The sequence below is a fragment of the Pseudomonas sp. NPDC089752 genome (genome assembly GCF_044748725.1).
In the GTDB taxonomy this organism is placed as follows: domain Bacteria; phylum Pseudomonadota; class Gammaproteobacteria; order Pseudomonadales; family Pseudomonadaceae; genus Aquipseudomonas.
This window is the reverse complement of the sequence record NZ_JBIVGP010000001.1, coordinates 52,750-68,273: the sequence shown is the minus strand read 5'-3', so window position 1 is coordinate 68,273 and position 15,524 is coordinate 52,750. Positions and strand designations below refer to the sequence as shown.

General features: G+C 61.5%; 16 protein-coding genes. 4 read left to right on the top strand and 12 right to left on the bottom strand.

Annotation, left to right across the window (positions count from 1 at the left end):
- Positions 1–15: 15 nt before the first annotated feature.
- Genes ACIPZF_RS00260 through ACIPZF_RS00245 form a run of 4 tightly spaced genes read right to left on the bottom strand, consistent with a single transcriptional unit; the run spans position 16 to position 2,623 of the window.
- Entirely contained in the window at positions 16–1,335 is a 1,320-nt protein-coding gene (locus ACIPZF_RS00260) for a sensor histidine kinase (RefSeq protein WP_400794135.1), read from the bottom strand.
- Entirely contained in the window at positions 1,332–2,000 is a 669-nt protein-coding gene (locus tag ACIPZF_RS00255) for a response regulator transcription factor (RefSeq protein ID WP_400794133.1), read from the bottom strand. Before ACIPZF_RS00255 ends, ACIPZF_RS00260 begins: the two co-directional genes overlap by 4 nt.
- Complete coding sequence (locus tag ACIPZF_RS00250; RefSeq protein WP_400794132.1) at positions 2,001–2,315, bottom strand: PepSY domain-containing protein; 315 nt, start codon at positions 2,313–2,315, stop codon at positions 2,001–2,003. It lies immediately after the preceding gene.
- Positions 2,315–2,623 (bottom strand): PepSY domain-containing protein, encoded by a 309-nt coding sequence (locus ACIPZF_RS00245; RefSeq protein ID WP_400794130.1) that lies wholly within the window; start codon positions 2,621–2,623, stop codon positions 2,315–2,317. The genes ACIPZF_RS00250 and ACIPZF_RS00245 overlap by 1 nt, the downstream gene beginning before the upstream one ends.
- A 148-nt stretch (positions 2,624–2,771) precedes the next feature.
- Here ACIPZF_RS00245 and queD point away from each other — a divergent pair, with 148 nt between their 5' ends.
- Complete coding sequence (gene queD, locus ACIPZF_RS00240) at positions 2,772–3,128, top strand: 6-carboxytetrahydropterin synthase QueD (protein WP_400794128.1); 357 nt, start codon at positions 2,772–2,774, stop codon at positions 3,126–3,128.
- 94 nt (positions 3,129–3,222) lie between these two features.
- On the opposite strand, the gene ACIPZF_RS00235 is transcribed toward queD, so the two are convergent.
- Positions 3,223–3,702, bottom strand: a complete 480-nt coding sequence (locus ACIPZF_RS00235; RefSeq protein ID WP_400794126.1) for a DUF1289 domain-containing protein — start codon at positions 3,700–3,702, stop codon at positions 3,223–3,225.
- Positions 3,703–4,107: 405 nt separating this feature from the next.
- Here ACIPZF_RS00235 and acnB point away from each other — a divergent pair, with 405 nt between their 5' ends.
- Positions 4,108–6,717 (top strand): bifunctional aconitate hydratase 2/2-methylisocitrate dehydratase, encoded by a 2,610-nt coding sequence (gene acnB / locus ACIPZF_RS00230; protein ID WP_400794995.1) that lies wholly within the window; start codon positions 4,108–4,110, stop codon positions 6,715–6,717.
- Between the two features lie 47 nt (positions 6,718–6,764).
- On the opposite strand, the gene ACIPZF_RS00225 is transcribed toward acnB, so the two are convergent.
- Positions 6,765–7,769 carry an amidohydrolase family protein gene (locus ACIPZF_RS00225; protein WP_400794124.1) on the bottom strand — a complete coding sequence of 335 codons (1,005 nt, stop codon included), beginning with the start codon at positions 7,767–7,769 and terminating at the stop codon, positions 6,765–6,767.
- Between the two features lie 114 nt (positions 7,770–7,883).
- Here ACIPZF_RS00225 and ACIPZF_RS00220 point away from each other — a divergent pair, with 114 nt between their 5' ends.
- Positions 7,884–8,747 (top strand): pirin family protein, encoded by an 864-nt coding sequence (locus ACIPZF_RS00220; protein WP_400794122.1) that lies wholly within the window; start codon positions 7,884–7,886, stop codon positions 8,745–8,747.
- A 30-nt stretch (positions 8,748–8,777) separates the two neighbouring features.
- Here ACIPZF_RS00220 and ACIPZF_RS00215 read toward each other — a convergent pair whose 3' ends face one another.
- The 4 genes from ACIPZF_RS00215 to ACIPZF_RS00200 form a co-directional block, all read right to left on the bottom strand.
- Entirely contained in the window at positions 8,778–9,503 is a 726-nt protein-coding gene (locus tag ACIPZF_RS00215) for a dienelactone hydrolase family protein (RefSeq protein ID WP_400794120.1), read from the bottom strand.
- Between the two features lie 64 nt (positions 9,504–9,567).
- Positions 9,568–11,472, bottom strand: coding sequence for a molecular chaperone HtpG (gene htpG / locus ACIPZF_RS00210; RefSeq protein WP_400794118.1), 1,905 nt, complete (start codon positions 11,470–11,472; stop codon positions 9,568–9,570).
- A gap of 70 nt (positions 11,473–11,542) precedes the next feature.
- Complete coding sequence (locus ACIPZF_RS00205) at positions 11,543–12,025, bottom strand: PaaI family thioesterase (protein WP_400794117.1); 483 nt, start codon at positions 12,023–12,025, stop codon at positions 11,543–11,545.
- Entirely contained in the window at positions 12,022–12,498 is a 477-nt protein-coding gene (locus ACIPZF_RS00200) for a PaaI family thioesterase (RefSeq protein ID WP_400794115.1), read from the bottom strand. The genes ACIPZF_RS00205 and ACIPZF_RS00200 overlap by 4 nt, the downstream gene beginning before the upstream one ends.
- 147 nt (positions 12,499–12,645) lie before the next feature.
- Between ACIPZF_RS00200 and ACIPZF_RS00195 the strand changes: the two genes are divergently transcribed.
- Positions 12,646–12,906, top strand: coding sequence for a hypothetical protein (locus tag ACIPZF_RS00195; protein WP_400794113.1), 261 nt, complete (start codon positions 12,646–12,648; stop codon positions 12,904–12,906).
- Positions 12,907–12,973: 67 nt separating this feature from the next.
- Here ACIPZF_RS00195 and ACIPZF_RS00190 read toward each other — a convergent pair whose 3' ends face one another.
- Both ACIPZF_RS00190 and brnQ read right to left on the bottom strand, forming a co-directional pair.
- The gene (locus ACIPZF_RS00190; RefSeq protein ID WP_400794111.1) at positions 12,974–13,717 is read right to left on the bottom strand and encodes a DUF599 domain-containing protein; all 744 of its coding nucleotides are present in this window, start codon (positions 13,715–13,717) and stop codon (positions 12,974–12,976) included.
- Between the two features lie 182 nt (positions 13,718–13,899).
- Positions 13,900–15,213, bottom strand: a complete 1,314-nt coding sequence (gene brnQ, locus ACIPZF_RS00185; protein ID WP_400794109.1) for a branched-chain amino acid transport system II carrier protein — start codon at positions 15,211–15,213, stop codon at positions 13,900–13,902.
- Positions 15,214–15,524 lie beyond the last annotated feature (311 nt).

Genomic DNA, 15,524 nt, shown 5'->3' with positions numbered 1-15,524 from the left:
CCTACGGGGATCGGGTCAGCGGCCCTTGCGCGGTAATTCGATGCTTACTCGCAAGCCGCCTAGTGGGCTTTCCTGCAGGGCCAACGTTCCGCCCCAGGCATCGACGATATCGCGCACGATCCCCAGCCCCAGGCCATGTCCATCGACCTGCTCATCGAGCCGCGAACCCCGTTCCAGCACCTGCAGGCGCTGGCCTTCAGGGATGCCGGGGCCGTCGTCATCGACCATCAGTCGATAGCCCTCGCCAGTCGGCGCGATCCCCAGCCGCACCTCGCTGTCCGCCCACTTGCAGGCGTTGTCCAGCAGGTTGCCGAGCAGCTCCAGGACATCTTCACGGTCCCAGGGCAGCAACAGCCCTGGCGGCACATCGCGCTCGAGCAGCAAGCCTTCGCCGTGGATCATGCCCAGGGTGGCCAGCAACCCCGGCAGCTCGGCGTCGCAGTCGAATTGCGCGCCAGGCAGCGCATCGCCAGCCAAGCGTGCGCGGTTCAGCTCGCGGGCCAGGCGTTGCTGGATCTGCTCAAGCTGTTCACGCAATTGCGCCTGGACCTCGGGCAGGTCTTTCAGGCGCTCGCTGGAGGCCAGGCTGAGCAGCACCGCCAGCGGCGTCTTCAGCGCGTGGCCAAGGTTGCCCAGGGCATTGCGCGAACGGCGCAGGCTGTCTTCGGTATGGCTGAGCAAATGGTTGATCTGCCCCACCAGCGGCTGCAGTTCACTGGGCACTTCGGCATCCAGCTGCGAGCGCTGGCCCTGCTGCAACTGGGCGACCTGCCGGCGCGCGCGTTCCAGCGGGCGCAGCGAGCGGGTGACGGTGATGCGCTGCAGTATCAGCACCAGAATCAAGGCCACCAGCCCCATGCCCAGGCCAATTTGCTGCAAGCGCCGGAAGCCCTCGCGCACCGGCGAGTAATCCTGGGCCACGCTGATCGAGATGTCCTGCCCCAAACGCCGATAGTCGGCTCGCAGCGCCAGTAATTGCTGACCTTCCGGACCTAGTTCGTGGCTGTCGGAAAGCCCGGGCGACGATGGTTTGGGCATGTCCAGGTCCCACAACGAGCGAGAACGCCACGTCCCCTGGTCGAAGTCGATGCGAAAGTAATAGCCAGAAAAGGGTCGTTGATACGCAGCGGAAATGCGCCGCTCATCCAGCTGCAGGCCGGACGGCCCACGCACCAGCGCTACCAGCAGGTTCTCGCTTTCCTTGCGCAGGCCGTTTTCCAGGTAACGCTGCAGGCCGGCCTCGAACAGCCAGAGCGTTAGTTGCGCGAGCAACACACCGACCACTACCAGCACGGCCACCAACCCCAAGCTCAGGCGCGCCTGGATCGATTTCACTCGGTGCTCCCGGCGTAGATATAGCCTTGGCCACGGCGGGTTTCGATGACGCTGCGGCCTAGCTTGCGGCGCAAGTGGTTGACGTGCACTTCCAGCACGTTGGAATCGCGCTCGGTTTCACCGTCGTACAGGTGCTCGGCCAGGTGGCTCTTGGACAGAATCTGCTGCGGGTGCAGCATGAAATAGCGCAACAGGCGGAACTCGGCGGCCGTTAGTTGAATGTCCACCCCCTCCCGGCTCACGCACTGACGGCTTTCATCCAGATGCAGGCCGGCGGCTTCGAGCGTGGGCTGGTTGGCCAGGCCCCGTGCCCGACGCAGCAGTGCCTGGATGCGCAGTTGCAGCTCCTCCGGGTGGAAGGGCTTACTGAGGTAATCATCGGCACCGGCCTTGAGCCCCTCGATGCGCTCGGCCCAAGAGCCGCGTGCGGTAAGGATCAGCACCGGCGTGGCCAGGCCGCCGGCCCGCCACTGCGTGAGCACCTCCAGGCCCGGCAACCCCGGCAGGCCGAGGTCGAGAATGATCAGGTCGTAGGGTTCACTCTGGCCCTGGTACACGGCATCACGGCCGTCGGCCAGCCAGTCCACGGCGTAGCCCTGGCGCTGCAGGCCGGCCATCAGCTCGTCAGCCAGCGGTACGTTGTCCTCGACAAGCAACAGGCGCATTCAGTCGTCTTCCTCGTCTTTGAGCAGGGCACCGGTGCTGGCGTCGAGCTTGATCTCGCGCACCACGCCTGCGCTGGTCAGCAGCTCGACTTCATATTCGTAGCGATCATCGTCTTCTTCCAGCTCGGCCTCCAGCAGACGCGCCCCGGGGTAACGCCCCAGGGCGGTCTCCAGCAATTGCTCGAGCGGCAGAATGACACCCTCCTGGCGCAGCTTGAGGGCTTCATCCTGGTCCAGATCGCGGGCAACGGCCATGGAGCAGACGGCCAGCAGGGAGAGCGCCAGGTAATGCGCCGGCCGGGGTAAGTGGATCATCAGTTGTCTCGTGCGTCCTTGAGGACTTCACCGGTTTTGGCATCCAGGTCGACGTCCCACTCGACGTTCTGCTGGTCGCGCAGTTCGACCTTGTAGATGTAGCGGCCGTACTCGTCTTCCAGTTCGGAATCGGTGACGGTGGCGCCGGGGTGCTTGGCCACGGCGGCGGCTTTCAGCTCGTCCAGCGACTTGATGGTCTTGGCATTGACCAGCTTGACCACTTCGTCAGGCTGGACGTCCTTGGCCAGGGCAGCGTTGGCACCGAAAGCCAGGGCAGCGGCGGTGAACAGGGCAGTCAAAGTCTTCATGGGGTCTCTCCATCGAGATGTTTAATGTGTCTACGGGGTCAAGATTAACCACCGGTCCTTAACTCAACCTGAAAACAGCTGGCGTCAAGCCTTGTAGCGGCCATGCTGGTAGACTGCGCGCAATATTTACACACAGAGTTCTGACAGCGTGGAAATCTTCAAAGAGTTTACCTTCGAATCGGCCCACCGCCTGCCTCATGTCCCTGAGGGGCACAAGTGCGGCCGCCTGCATGGCCACTCGTTCAAGGTCGCCCTGCACCTGACCGGCCCGCTTGATCCGCACACCGGCTGGATTCGTGACTTCTCCGAGATCAAGGCGATCTTCAAGCCGCTCTATGAGCAACTGGACCACAATTACCTGAATGACATCCCTGGCCTGGAGAACCCGACCAGCGAAGTGCTCGCCAAGTGGATCTGGGAACAGGTCAAGCCGTTGCTGCCGGAGCTGTCGAAGGTGCGGATTCACGAGACTTGCACCAGCGGGTGCGAATATACCGGCGACTGATCGGGGATCTTCACTGGCCCCATCGCGGATGAATCCGCTCCTACCGTAGGAGCGGATTCATCCGCGATGAGGCCGGCCGCTTCACTGCAACGACTCAGCCTTGCCCATTTTCCAGGGCATCACGCAGGAAGCTCGGCGCGATGTAACGCTGGTAGTGCGCCTCGGAGAGCAAAAAGAACTCGCGATCGATGGCATCGCGCAACTGCGGCAGCTCCCAATCGCGAAACTCCGGCAGCAAGGCCATCCCGTAAGCCTCCACATCACGAATCATCCGCGCCCCGCGGGCAATCAGCTGATAAGCCCAGCAATATTCCGACTGTTGTTCGACAAAACGAATCGAGCGCTGCTGCAGTTGCTGGCGCAGCAGACTTTTGTCGAACACTTCCAGCTTGGCCATCATCACCTGCGCCAGCAGCTGCTCCAAACGCAGCCACACCGCGCGCTTCTGCGCTTCGTCATAGCCATTCCAGTTGATCACTTCATGGTGAAAACGCTTGCAGCCACGGCACACCGTGTCTCCATACACCGTGGAGCAAAGGCCGACGCAAGGGGTCTTGATGGACTGGTTGGACATGAAAAAACAACGGCTTGGCGGAGGAACACAGGCCCATGTTAGCCCTTTGTCTAACCAGGGTCACCCGTTAAAGTCATGTTCGCCGCCTTACCTTGCGCGATAATTTGCCGTAGAATCACTCCGCCTTTTCAAGGCAACAATGTCCGTTGGAAGCTGTTTTCAAAGCGTCACGAGCACAGTTCATCCGGTAGAACGGCGTTGGCCCGGGCCATGCACCCTCGCATGCCCGCGCCAGCCCTCATCAGCTCCCCGTTCTGCAGGCGTAAAACTTTGAAAGCAGCTTCTGTAAGGATTCTCTGCGACCCTGGCTGGGCGGCCCAAGAAGCCGTGATTGCGCATGGGTGCAGGGAATGCTGGATGAGCGTCCCGGACTCCCTTTAGGGACCACTGATGAGGGTAATAACTGTGCTTGAAGCCTACCGCAAACACATCGAAGAGCGTGCCGCCCTGGGTATCGTGCCCCAGCCGCTGAACGCCGAACAAACTGCAGGCCTGGTCGAGCTGCTGAAAAACCCGCCGGCCGGCGAAGAAGCCTTCCTCGTAGACCTGATCACCAACCGCGTTCCGCCAGGAGTCGACGAAGCTGCCTACGTCAAGGCCGCTTTCCTCTCCGCCGTGGCCAAGGGCGAAGCCCAGTCCCCGCTGCTCGACCGCAAGCACGCCACCGAGCTGCTGGGCACCATGCAGGGCGGCTACAACATCGAAACGCTGGTCGCGCTGCTGGATGACGCCGAACTGGGCGCCGTCGCGGCCGAACAGCTCAAGCACACCCTGCTGATGTTCGATGCCTTCCACGACGTGGCCGAAAAAGCCAAGGCGGGCAATGCCCACGCCAAGGCCGTGCTGGAGTCCTGGGCTGCTGGCGAGTGGTTCACCGCCCGCCCGGCGATCGCCGACAAGTACACCCTGACCGTGTTCAAGGTGCCTGGCGAAACCAACACCGATGACCTGTCCCCTGCCCCGGACGCCTGGTCGCGCCCTGACATCCCGCTGCACGCCCTGGCCATGCTGAAAATGGCCCGTGACGGCATCGAGCCTGAGCAACCTGGTTCGGTCGGCCCGCTGAAGCAGATCGAAGCGGTCAAGGCCAAAGGCTTCCCGGTGGCCTACGTCGGTGACGTGGTCGGTACCGGTTCGTCGCGTAAATCCGCCACCAACTCGGTGCTGTGGTTCTTCGGCGACGACATCCCGAACGTGCCGAACAAGCGCGCCGGTGGCTTCTGCTTCGGCACCAAGATCGCCCCGATCTTCTACAACACCATGGAAGACGCCGGCGCCCTGCCGATCGAATTCGACTGCACCAACCTGGGCATGGGCGACGTGATCGACGTCTACCCGTACAAAGGTGAAGTGCGCCGTCACGAAAGCGACGAGCTGGTCACCAGCTTCGAGCTGAAAACCGAAGTGCTGCTCGATGAAGTCCGCGCTGGCGGCCGTATCCCGCTGATCGTCGGCCGTGGCCTGACCGAAAAAGCCCGCGCCGAGCTGGGCCTGGGTGCATCCGACCTGTTCAAGAAACCAGAGCAGCCTGCCGACTCCGGCAAAGGCTTCACCCTGGCGCAGAAAATGGTCGGCCGTGCTTGCGGTCTGCCAGAAGGCCAGGGCGTGCGCCCAGGTGCCTACTGCGAACCGAAGATGACCACCGTCGGCTCCCAGGACACCACTGGCCCGATGACCCGCGACGAGCTGAAAGACCTGGCGTGCCTGGGCTTCTCGGCCGACCTGGTCATGCAGTCGTTCTGCCACACCGCTGCTTATCCGAAGCCGATCGACGTCACCACCCACCACACCCTGCCAGACTTCATCCGCACCCGTGGCGGCGTGTCGCTGCGCCCAGGCGACGGCATCATCCACAGCTGGCTGAACCGCATGCTGATGCCGGACACCGTCGGCACCGGTGGCGACTCGCACACCCGCTTCCCGATCGGCATCTCGTTCCCGGCCGGTTCCGGCCTGGTGGCCTTCGCCGCCGCCACCGGCGTCATGCCGCTGGACATGCCAGAGTCGATCCTGGTGCGCTTCAAGGGCAAACTGCAACCAGGCATCACCCTGCGTGACCTGGTGCATGCCATCCCTTACTACGCCATCCAGAAGGGCCTGCTGACCGTCGAGAAGAAGGGCAAGAAAAACGCCTTCTCCGGCCGCATCCTGGAAATCGAAGGCCTGGACGAACTGACCGTCGAGCAAGCGTTCGAACTGTCCGACGCCTCGGCCGAGCGTTCCGCTGCCGGCTGCACCATCAAGCTGCCGGAAAAGGCCATCGCCGAGTACCTGCAGTCCAACATCACCCTGCTGCGCTGGATGATCGGCGAAGGCTACGGCGACCCACGTACCCTGGAGCGTCGCGCCCAGGCCATGGAAGCCTGGCTGGCCAAGCCTGAGCTGCTGTCGGCCGACGCCGATGCCGAATACGCCGAAATCATCGAAATCGACCTGGCCGACGTCAAGGAGCCTGTGCTCTGCGCGCCGAACGACCCGGACGACGCCCGCCTGCTGTCCTCGGTACAGGGCGAGAAGATCGACGAAGTGTTCATCGGTTCGTGCATGACCAACATCGGCCACTTCCGCGCTGCCGGCAAGCTGCTGGACAAGGTCAAGGGTGGTATCCCAACCCGTCTGTGGCTGGCCCCGCCAACCAAGATGGACGCCCACCAGCTGACCGAAGAAGGCTATTACGGCATCTACGGCAAGGCCGGCGCGCGCATGGAAATGCCAGGCTGCTCGCTGTGCATGGGTAACCAGGCACGTGTGCAGACCGGTTCGACCGTGGTCTCCACTTCGACTCGTAACTTCCCGAACCGCCTGGGCGACGCGACCAACGTGTACCTGGCCTCGGCCGAGCTGGCCGCTGTCGCTTCGATCATCGGCAAACTGCCGACCGTCGAAGAGTACATGCAGTACGCCAAGGACATCGACAGCATGGCTGCCGACGTCTACCGCTACCTGAGCTTCGACCAGATCGCCGAGTTCCGCGAAGCCGCGGCCAACGCGAAGATTCCAGTCGTTCAAGCTTGATTAGCAGTAAGCTGTAAGAAAAAACCCGGCAGAAATGCCGGGTTTTTTTATTGCGCTTTGGGCAACACCGCCAAGAAGTTATCCCGCGCCACCCGCTTGGCCACCCCCTCCGGCAGGGCATCCAGGAACGGCTTGAAGCCATGCATCTGCTCGCCAACACTGCCAAATTTCCCTACGACATCGGAGCCGAGCATGAACCGCTCTGGGTAACGCTCGACCAACGCCACCCATTCCTTGCGCGGCACACCGTTGTCATCCAGCAGATAAGGTTTGAGCACACTCCAGGACAAGTCCACATACAAGTTCGGGTAGTCCTCCAGCAAGCGCGTCAGCACCGGCAGTAGAAAGTCCATCTGCGTCTGATGGCGATGGATTTCCATGCTGGTGCCCGCATGCGCCCAGATGAACCGCGTATGCGGATGATTGCGCAGCGGCTCCTCGATCTCGGCCAGATACAGCGGATTGCGCTCGCGCTTGGAGGTGATGTTGGAGTGCAGCAGCACCGGCATGTCGCGCTCGGCCGCCAGATGATAGATGCGCGTCATGGCCTCGTTGTTGGCCCGTGGTGTGTCACCGCTGGTCAGCGCGGTCAGGTCATCGTGGCGAGTGAAGACTTCGCCGATCCCCTGCCACAACCCCGGATAAAGATCGAGCATGCGCTCGATATGGTTGGCGGCGTTCTTGTCCACCGGGTTGAAGCCGGTCAGAAAAGGATGGAAGCGTTTGCGCTGCTCCTCAGGCAGCTTCTGCAGCGCAGCCGCAACGTAGGTGTCGGTGGCGCTGTACCAATAGGCGTCGGCGTCATCACCTGCGTAGTAGCGCGGACGCTTGGGCTCGTCTTCGTGCCATTTCTTGGCCACCGGAACGCCGGAAATCATCGAGTGCTCGACACCCGCGTCGTCCATCGCCATGATCAAGGCAGGCATGCCCTCGGTTTCCTGGAAGAAGTCCACATAGTGCAGGTGGGCATCACTGTAGCGGTAGTCACGCGCCTGTGCCGCCTGGCACAACCCTCCACACAACAGCAGGCAGGCCAGCGCTCTGGCAATCATGGGCAGCTTCCTTATCGAGTATGAACAGAGTAGACCCGGCAGTGCTGCAGGCGGTTCAGCATTGCCTGGCAAACCGTTATGCTGGGAGCTCCCGCACCCCGCCTGGAGCCCCACATGAGCAGCCCCTTGATCATCCGCCCGCGTGCCGAATCGGTCGAGGGCCAGCCGATCCTGCGCCCGCTGCCATCGGCTCAGTGCCGCAGCGTCGGGCCCTTCGTGTTTTTCGACCATATGCTGGAGACCGATTATGCGCCGGGCCATGGCATGGACATCCGCCAGCACCCGCATATCGGGCTTTCGACCCTGACCTACTTGTTCGAAGGGGCGATCCTGCACAAGGACAGCTTGGGCTCCAACCAGCAGGTGCTGCCAGGCGATGTCAGCTGGATGACCGCGGGCAGCGGTGTGGCACATGTCGAGCGCACGCCTGCGGACGCGCTGGCCCATGGTTCGCGCTTGCATGGGCTGCAGGTATGGCTGGCATCCCCTCGTGCCGATGAGCAGAGCGAGCCCAGTTACAGCCATCATCCTGCAGCCAGCCTGCCGATTAGCGAGAACCTGGGTGTGCGCATCTGCATGATCGCCGGCAGCGGTTTTTGCCTGGAATCACCCGTGCCGGTGCTCTCCCCTACCCTTTACGCGCACGTGCAAATGCAACCGGCGACAACGCTGCTGGTGCCCGATGAACATGCGCAGAGAGGGCTGTATGTGCTCGAAGGTGAGCTGATGCTGAACGATGAGGAAGTTGAGCCGTGCAGCCTGGTAGTGCTGCCGGAGGGCGAAGAAGTCACTCTTTATGCGGAAGGGGAATGCCAGCTGGTGCTGATTGGGGGTTCGCCTCTGGATGGGCCGCGGCGTATGAACTGGAATTTCGTCGCAAGTGACCCTGAGCTGATCGAGCGGGCCAGGGCCAAATGGGCTGCCGGCGATTGGCCGACGGTGCCGGGTGAAACGTCGCGTATCGAGCTGCCCCGCTGATTGGGGCCGCCTTGCGGCCCCAAGGCAACCTCAGCGCTGGAACACTTCAGCGAGCAGATTGTGCATCGCGCGGAACGCCCGCTCGGAAGTCCGGCGGTCATACTGCATCTTGCCCGGCACATTGGCATTAGGGTCGGTGAACGAGTGCACCGCGCCGCCATAGCTCAGCAACTGCCAATCGACCTTGGCCGCGTTCATCTCGTCCTCGAACGCCGGCAGCTGCTCTTTCGGCACCAGTGGGTCGGACGCCCCATGCAGCACCAATACCGACCCCTTGATACGCTTGGCATCCTCTGGATTCGGCGTATCCAACGTGCCGTGGAACGACACCGCAGCCTTCAGGTCGGCGCCAGTACGCGCCAACTCAAGGGCGCAGCACCCACCGAAGCAGAAGCCGAAGGTTGCCACCTTGCCCGGCTCCAGCAATGCCTTGGATTGGCCCAGCAACTGCGCCAAGGCTTCCTGCATGCGCTTGCGCAGCTCGGCGCGGTCATTCTTCAATGGCATCATCGCCGCCCCCGCCTCGTCGGCATTGGACGGACGCACCGATTGCCCATACAAGTCGGCGATCATTACCACATAACCCTTCTCGGCCACTTCCTTGGCAATGCGCTCGGCGCCTTCGCCGATGCCCATCCAGTTCGGCGCCATCACCAGGCCCGGGCGCCCCAGCGCACCAGGCTCGTACACCAGGCGGCTTTCGTAGGTCTTGCCGGACAGGTGATAGACCAACGATTCGACGATTACCTTGCTCATCAAGCACTCCTTATGCCTTCACCATGAAAAAAGCCCGCCGAAGCGGGCTTTCCTGTGCATCAACTCAAGCAGACAGCTCGACCAACAGCTTGTTCAGACGACGAACGTACGCCGCCGGATCCTTCAGGCTGTCACCGGCCGCCAGGGCCGCCTGATCGAAGAGGATGTGCGACAGCTCGGCGAAGCGGTCTTCGCTCTGCTCGTTGTCGAGCTTCTCGATCAGTGGGTGGGTCGGGTTGAATTCGAAGATCGGCTTCGACTCCGGCACCTTCTGCCCGCTGGCTTCGAGGATCTGGCGCATCTGCAGGCCCAGGTCCTGCTCGCCGATGGCAAGGATCGCCGGCGAGTCGGTCAGGCGGTGCGACACACGCACTTCGGCGACGCTGTCACCCAGTGCGCCCTTCAGGCGCTCGACCAGGCCTTCCTTGTCCTTGGCGACTTCTTCCTGGGCTTTCTTGTCTTCCTCGGAATCCAGCTTGCCCAGGTCCAGGTCGCCACGGGCGACATCGACGAAGGACTTGCCGTCGAACTCGTTGAGGTAGCTCATCAGCCACTCGTCGATGCGGTCGGTCAGCAGCAGCACTTCGATGCCTTTCTTGCGGAAGACTTCCAGGTGCGGGCTGTTCTTGACCTGCGCGTACGACTCGCCGCTGAGGTAGTAGATCTTGTCCTGGCCTTCTTTGGCGCGGGCCAGGTAATCGGCCAGGGCGACGCTCTGCTCGCCGCTTTCGTCCTGGGTGGAGGCGAAGCGCAGCAGGCCGGCGATTTTTTCCTTGTTGGCGAAGTCTTCGGCCGGGCCTTCCTTCAGCACCTGGCCGAAGTTTTTCCAGAAGCCTTTGTACTGCTCGGGTTCGTTCTTCGCCAGCTTCTCCAGCATGTCCAGCACGCGCTTGGTCAGCGCGGTCTTCATCGAGTCGATGATCGGATCTTTCTGCAGAATCTCGCGGGATACGTTCAGCGACAGGTCGTTGGAGTCGACCACACCCTTGATGAAACGCAGGTACAGCGGCAGGAACGACTCTGCCTGGTCCATGATGAACACGCGCTGCACGTACAGCTTCAGGCCACGCGGTGCTTCGCGCTGGTACAGGTCGAACGGTGCACGGGCCGGCACGTACAGCAGCGAGTTGTATTCAAGCTTGCCTTCGACCTTGTTGTGGCTCCAGGCCAGCGGGTTTTCGAAGTCATGGCCGATGTGCTTGTAGAACTCCTGGTATTCCTCGTCCTTGATCTCGGTACGCGGACGGGTCCAGAGGGCGCTGGCACGGTTGACCACTTCCCATTCCAGGGCCGGCTGCTCTTCGCCTTCGGCGGCAGCCTGCTCCTTCGGCAACTGGATTGGCAGAGCGATGTGATCGGAGTATTTCTTGACCAGGTTACGCAGGCGCCAGCCATCGGCGAACTCCTGCTCGTCCTTCTTCAGGTGCAGGACGATGCGGGTACCGCGCTCTGGCTTGTCGACGGTGGCGACTTCGAATTCGCCCTCGCCTTTGGAGGACCAGTGCACGCCCTCGGAGGCCGGCTGGCCGGCGCGGCGGCTGAACACGTCGACCTTGTCGGCAACGATGAACGCCGAATAGAAGCCCACGCCGAACTGGCCGATCAGGTGCGAATCCTTCTTCTGATCACCGGTGAGGTTCTTCATGAAGTCGGCGGTGCCGGACTTGGCGATGGTACCCAGGTGGGTGATCACGTCTTCGCGGCTCATGCCGATGCCGTTGTCGTCGAGCGTGAGGGTGCCGGCGTCCTTGTCGAAGCTCAGCTGGATTCGCAGCTCAGCGCCGCCTTCGAGCAGTTCCGGCTTGGCCAGGGCCTCGAAACGCAGCTTGTCAGCGGCGTCGGAGGCGTTGGAAATCAGCTCGCGAAGGAAGATCTCCTTGTTCGAATACAGCGAATGAATCATGAGGTGCAGCAGCTGCTTCACCTCGGTCTGGAAGCCCAGGGTTTCCTTTTGTGTTTCCACACTCATGGTCTTCAAAACTCCGATCTGATGGCAAGGGACGCCTGGCGGCCGGTTTGGCCTGCGTTAGCGGCGGATGTCATGCAGATGGGGGCTGCCCGGACGATTTCAAGGGCTTTTCCGGTTCGATCTTGAAATGCGCACGCGCCGTGGCGATCGGCGCCTGCCGATCACCCTGCCAGGCGGTGATCGCGACATTGGTCACCCGCCGGCCTTGGCGCCAGAGCTGGCACTGTGCGTAGGTGTCGCGAAAATGCCCGGCGCGCAGGTAGTCGATGGAGAAATCGATGATTTTCGGGATACTGACGCTTTCACTGTAGATGAGCAGATAGAGGGCCGCGGAGAGCTCCATGAAGCCTGCGATCACCCCGCCATGTATGGCCGGCAGCAAAGGGTTGCCAATGTTGTCGGGGTTGGCCGGAAGGCGGAACAGCAGGTCTTCACCCTGGCGCTCGCACTCGATGCCGATGAGGCCTGCGTAGGGGATCAAGGCCAGCAAGGGCTGATAATCCCCCACAGCATGTGCTGCGTTCAGCTGTTTGCGGACATCCAGAGGAATCATGCGCCGCCCTCCTTCAGGCTCTTGCCGAAACGAATTCCGCCTTTGATTTCCTGCCCCAGGCGCATGAATGTACCGACAACGTGACAAATCGGTCGATCGGGGTCGTCCTGATAAGCCGTGCCACGGGTGAAGATGACGTCCCGAGTGACACGGTAGCACTGGGCATGGCCGTAGATGGCCTTGCCGGGCTCTGCCGGATGCATATAGTCGATGCGCAAGTCCAGGGTCGGGCACACTTCGAAGCTCGGCAGCACGCATAGCGTGGCCATGCCGCAGGTAGTGTCCATCAGCGTGGTCAGGGCGCCACCATGCACTGCGCCGGTCTGCGGGTTGCCGACGATGGCGGGCGACCAAGGCATCAACAGGGTTATGCCATCGCTGTCAGCATGGGCAACTTGCATCTGTAACACTTGGCAATGTTTTAACGCCGACAAGAAGCGTTCAGCCATCGCCTGCAAATTCGAATCGGTCATCGCTGCATGTCCTGAGTCCGCTGCATAAAATCAGAAAAAAGTCTATCTGGAACGCGGTGTTATATATCTGTAAAAGATGCGGAACTAATGCGCTAAGCTCGAACTCGAAGGAACAAGTCACTTATTCCACCAAGGAGAAACACCCCCATGCGTAAACCATTTGCTTTTGCTCTGATGCTGGCTGCTGCCATGGGCCTGGCTGCTTGCGATAAAGCGAGCGAAGACAAAGCCCAAGACGCACAGCAACACGCCGAGCAAGCCCAGGAAAAAATGGGCGAAGCTCAGGATAAGATGAACGACGCTGCCAAGGAAAACGCCGAAGCCGCCAAAGATCAGGCTGAAGCCGAGCAGAAGGCTGCCGAAGAGGCTGCACCTGCAACCCCACCAGCCGAACCTGCCAAGCAGTAATCGCGCTGTACGAAAAAACCCGACGATGTCGGGTTTTTTTGTGCCTGCCATTTAGCGATTAAACGTTTCAGGAACTGATACTTTCGAGATTCACTTCCGGGCTGGTACTTGCTGCTGGCTTGAACCTCATCACTTGCAGCACGCTGGAATGGAACTCGCGGCGATACAGGATCAATACCACCGCAACACTCACGACCATGAACAGCCAGGCGCTGATGAACCACGTCAGCATGGCCATACCGAAATAGTAACTACGCAGACCATAATTGAACTGGTTGGCGGCCAGCGACAATACGCTCGCTGCCCGTGAAGCGAACGCCTTGCGCTCCCGCTCATCGCCCAGACGCTCGCCAACCACAGGCGCCGAGCCGACCAGCACGGCAGCAAAATTGTATTGGCGCATGCACCAGCTGAACGTGAAGAACGCATAGACGAAGACCATCGCCAGGCATAGCAACTTGATTTCCGAAACGCCCTGAGAATCCTGCTGGACCAGCGGAAGGTGAGCCAGTAGCGACACGGCGCGGTCCGAGGCACCCAGCACGGTAAGAATGCCCGCAAGGATAATCAGCGTACTGGAGGCGAAGAACGAGGCATTGCGCTCAAGGCCACCTATCACACTGGCATCGGCAATACGGCCGTCACGCAGCAGCATGCGCCGCATCCAGTCCTGCCGATAGCGGTGCATGACACTGGCCAGGCAAACGGTATCGCGGCCTTTCCAGGTGGCATAGCGGGTAAAGCCGCTCCAGCACAGGACAAACCAGAAAGCGGCGAATACGTTAAGTAGGTGTTCTTCAATGAAAGTCATGCAGGGATCCCAAAAGCCAGACGCGCTTGGATTAGATCCCTTGGCGCCAAGCCTGCAAACACGGAAAAGCCCTCCCCAAAAACCGAAAAGCCCCGCGTCCTCACGGACACGGGGCTTAGGGTATCGACCCGCAACTGGCACCCTGAGGCTTGTGGCCGGTGCCAGGCACGGGTGTCAACACATCAGGCGAGCGCTTCGCGCGGCTTGCCGAGCATGCGGTCGCAAACCACGGCACCAGCCAGGGTCACCACCGACGGCACCAACCACGCCAGGCCTTGGTCACTCAGCGGCAGGTGCGCCATGAAGTCCGGCAGCACATGGGCAATGCTGCTGCCCTTGATCGCATCGACCATGCCGAACACCAGCGACACCAGCATCACCGGCGCAAGGATGCGCGTTGGCGAATTCCACAGCTCTTTGACGAAGCTCAGGCCCACTACCACGATGCATGGCGGGTAGATAGCGGTCAGCACCGGGATCGAGAACATGATCAGCTTGGTCAGGCCCAGGTTGGAGATCAGCAGCGAGAAGCCCGCCAGGATCACCACCAGCGCGCGGTACGACAGCGGCAGAATCTGGCTGAAGTACTCGGCGCAGGCACAGGTCAGGCCAACAGCCGTTACCAGGCAGGCCAGTGCGATCAGTACGGCGAGGAAGCCACTGCCGAGCGAGCCGAAGGTGTGCTGCACATATGCATGCAGGACCGCAGCGCCGTTGGTGGCGTCGGCCGCGATATCGTGGCTGCCGGCACCCAGGCGGAACAGGCTGATGTACACCAGCGCCAGGCCCACACCGGCAATCAGGCCGGCAATGATGGCATAGCGGGTGATCAGCTTCGGCGACTCGACGCCGCGCGAGCGGATGGCGTTGACGATCACGATGCCGAACACCAACGCGCCCAGGGTATCCATGGTCAGGTAACCGTCGGAGAAGCCTTTGGAGAAGGCCGCGGCCGCGTAGGGCGGTTGCGCTTCACCAATGGTGCCCGCCGGCAACGCGAAGGCGGCGATGCCCAGCACGGCCAGGGCGATGATCTTCAGCGGCGCCAGGAAACGGCCCACGGTATCGAGCAGCTTGCCCGGATACATGGAAACCGCCAGCACCACGATGAAGTACACCAGGCTGTAGAGGAACAGCGCCAACGGGCTTTCACCGGTCAACGGCGCCACGCCCACTTCGAACGACACGGTCGCGGTACGCGGGGTCGCGAACAGCGGGCCGACCGAGAGATAGCACACAGCCGCCAGCAGGCCACCGAAGAACTTGCCAATCGGGCTGCTCAACGCATCCATGCCGCCACCGACCTTGGCCAGGGCGACCACGGTGATGACCGGCAGGCCCACGGCAGTCACCAGGAAGCCTAGTGCTGCCATCCACACGTGGGGCCCGGATTGCAGGCCGACGATAGGCGGGAAGATGATGTTGCCGGCGCCTACGAAAAGCGCAAACGTCATAAAGCCAAGTGCCAGGATATCCTGGCCTTTCAAAACTTTCATTTAGGGTAGTACCACACTGCTGAAATCGGGATTCGAGAGGGGATTTCCCCATGGATGAGGGAAATGCTGCCCGGCTTGGTAGGCCAGACCCGTTTAGCGTGTCGTTCCCTTTTGGGGTACGGGCACAGAGTGAGCGCGTAGATTAACCGTTTTACCCGGCAAACGCACCGCAATAGTGCTGCTTGTCCGATGTGCGTACATGTTTGTCGTCTGGATGTCTGTGCTGGACGACAATTTATTGCTGATTCGAGCAAATGTCTGGTTGAAATTCCTGATGAGCTTGATCGAATTTTCCTAAGACCGCATAACGA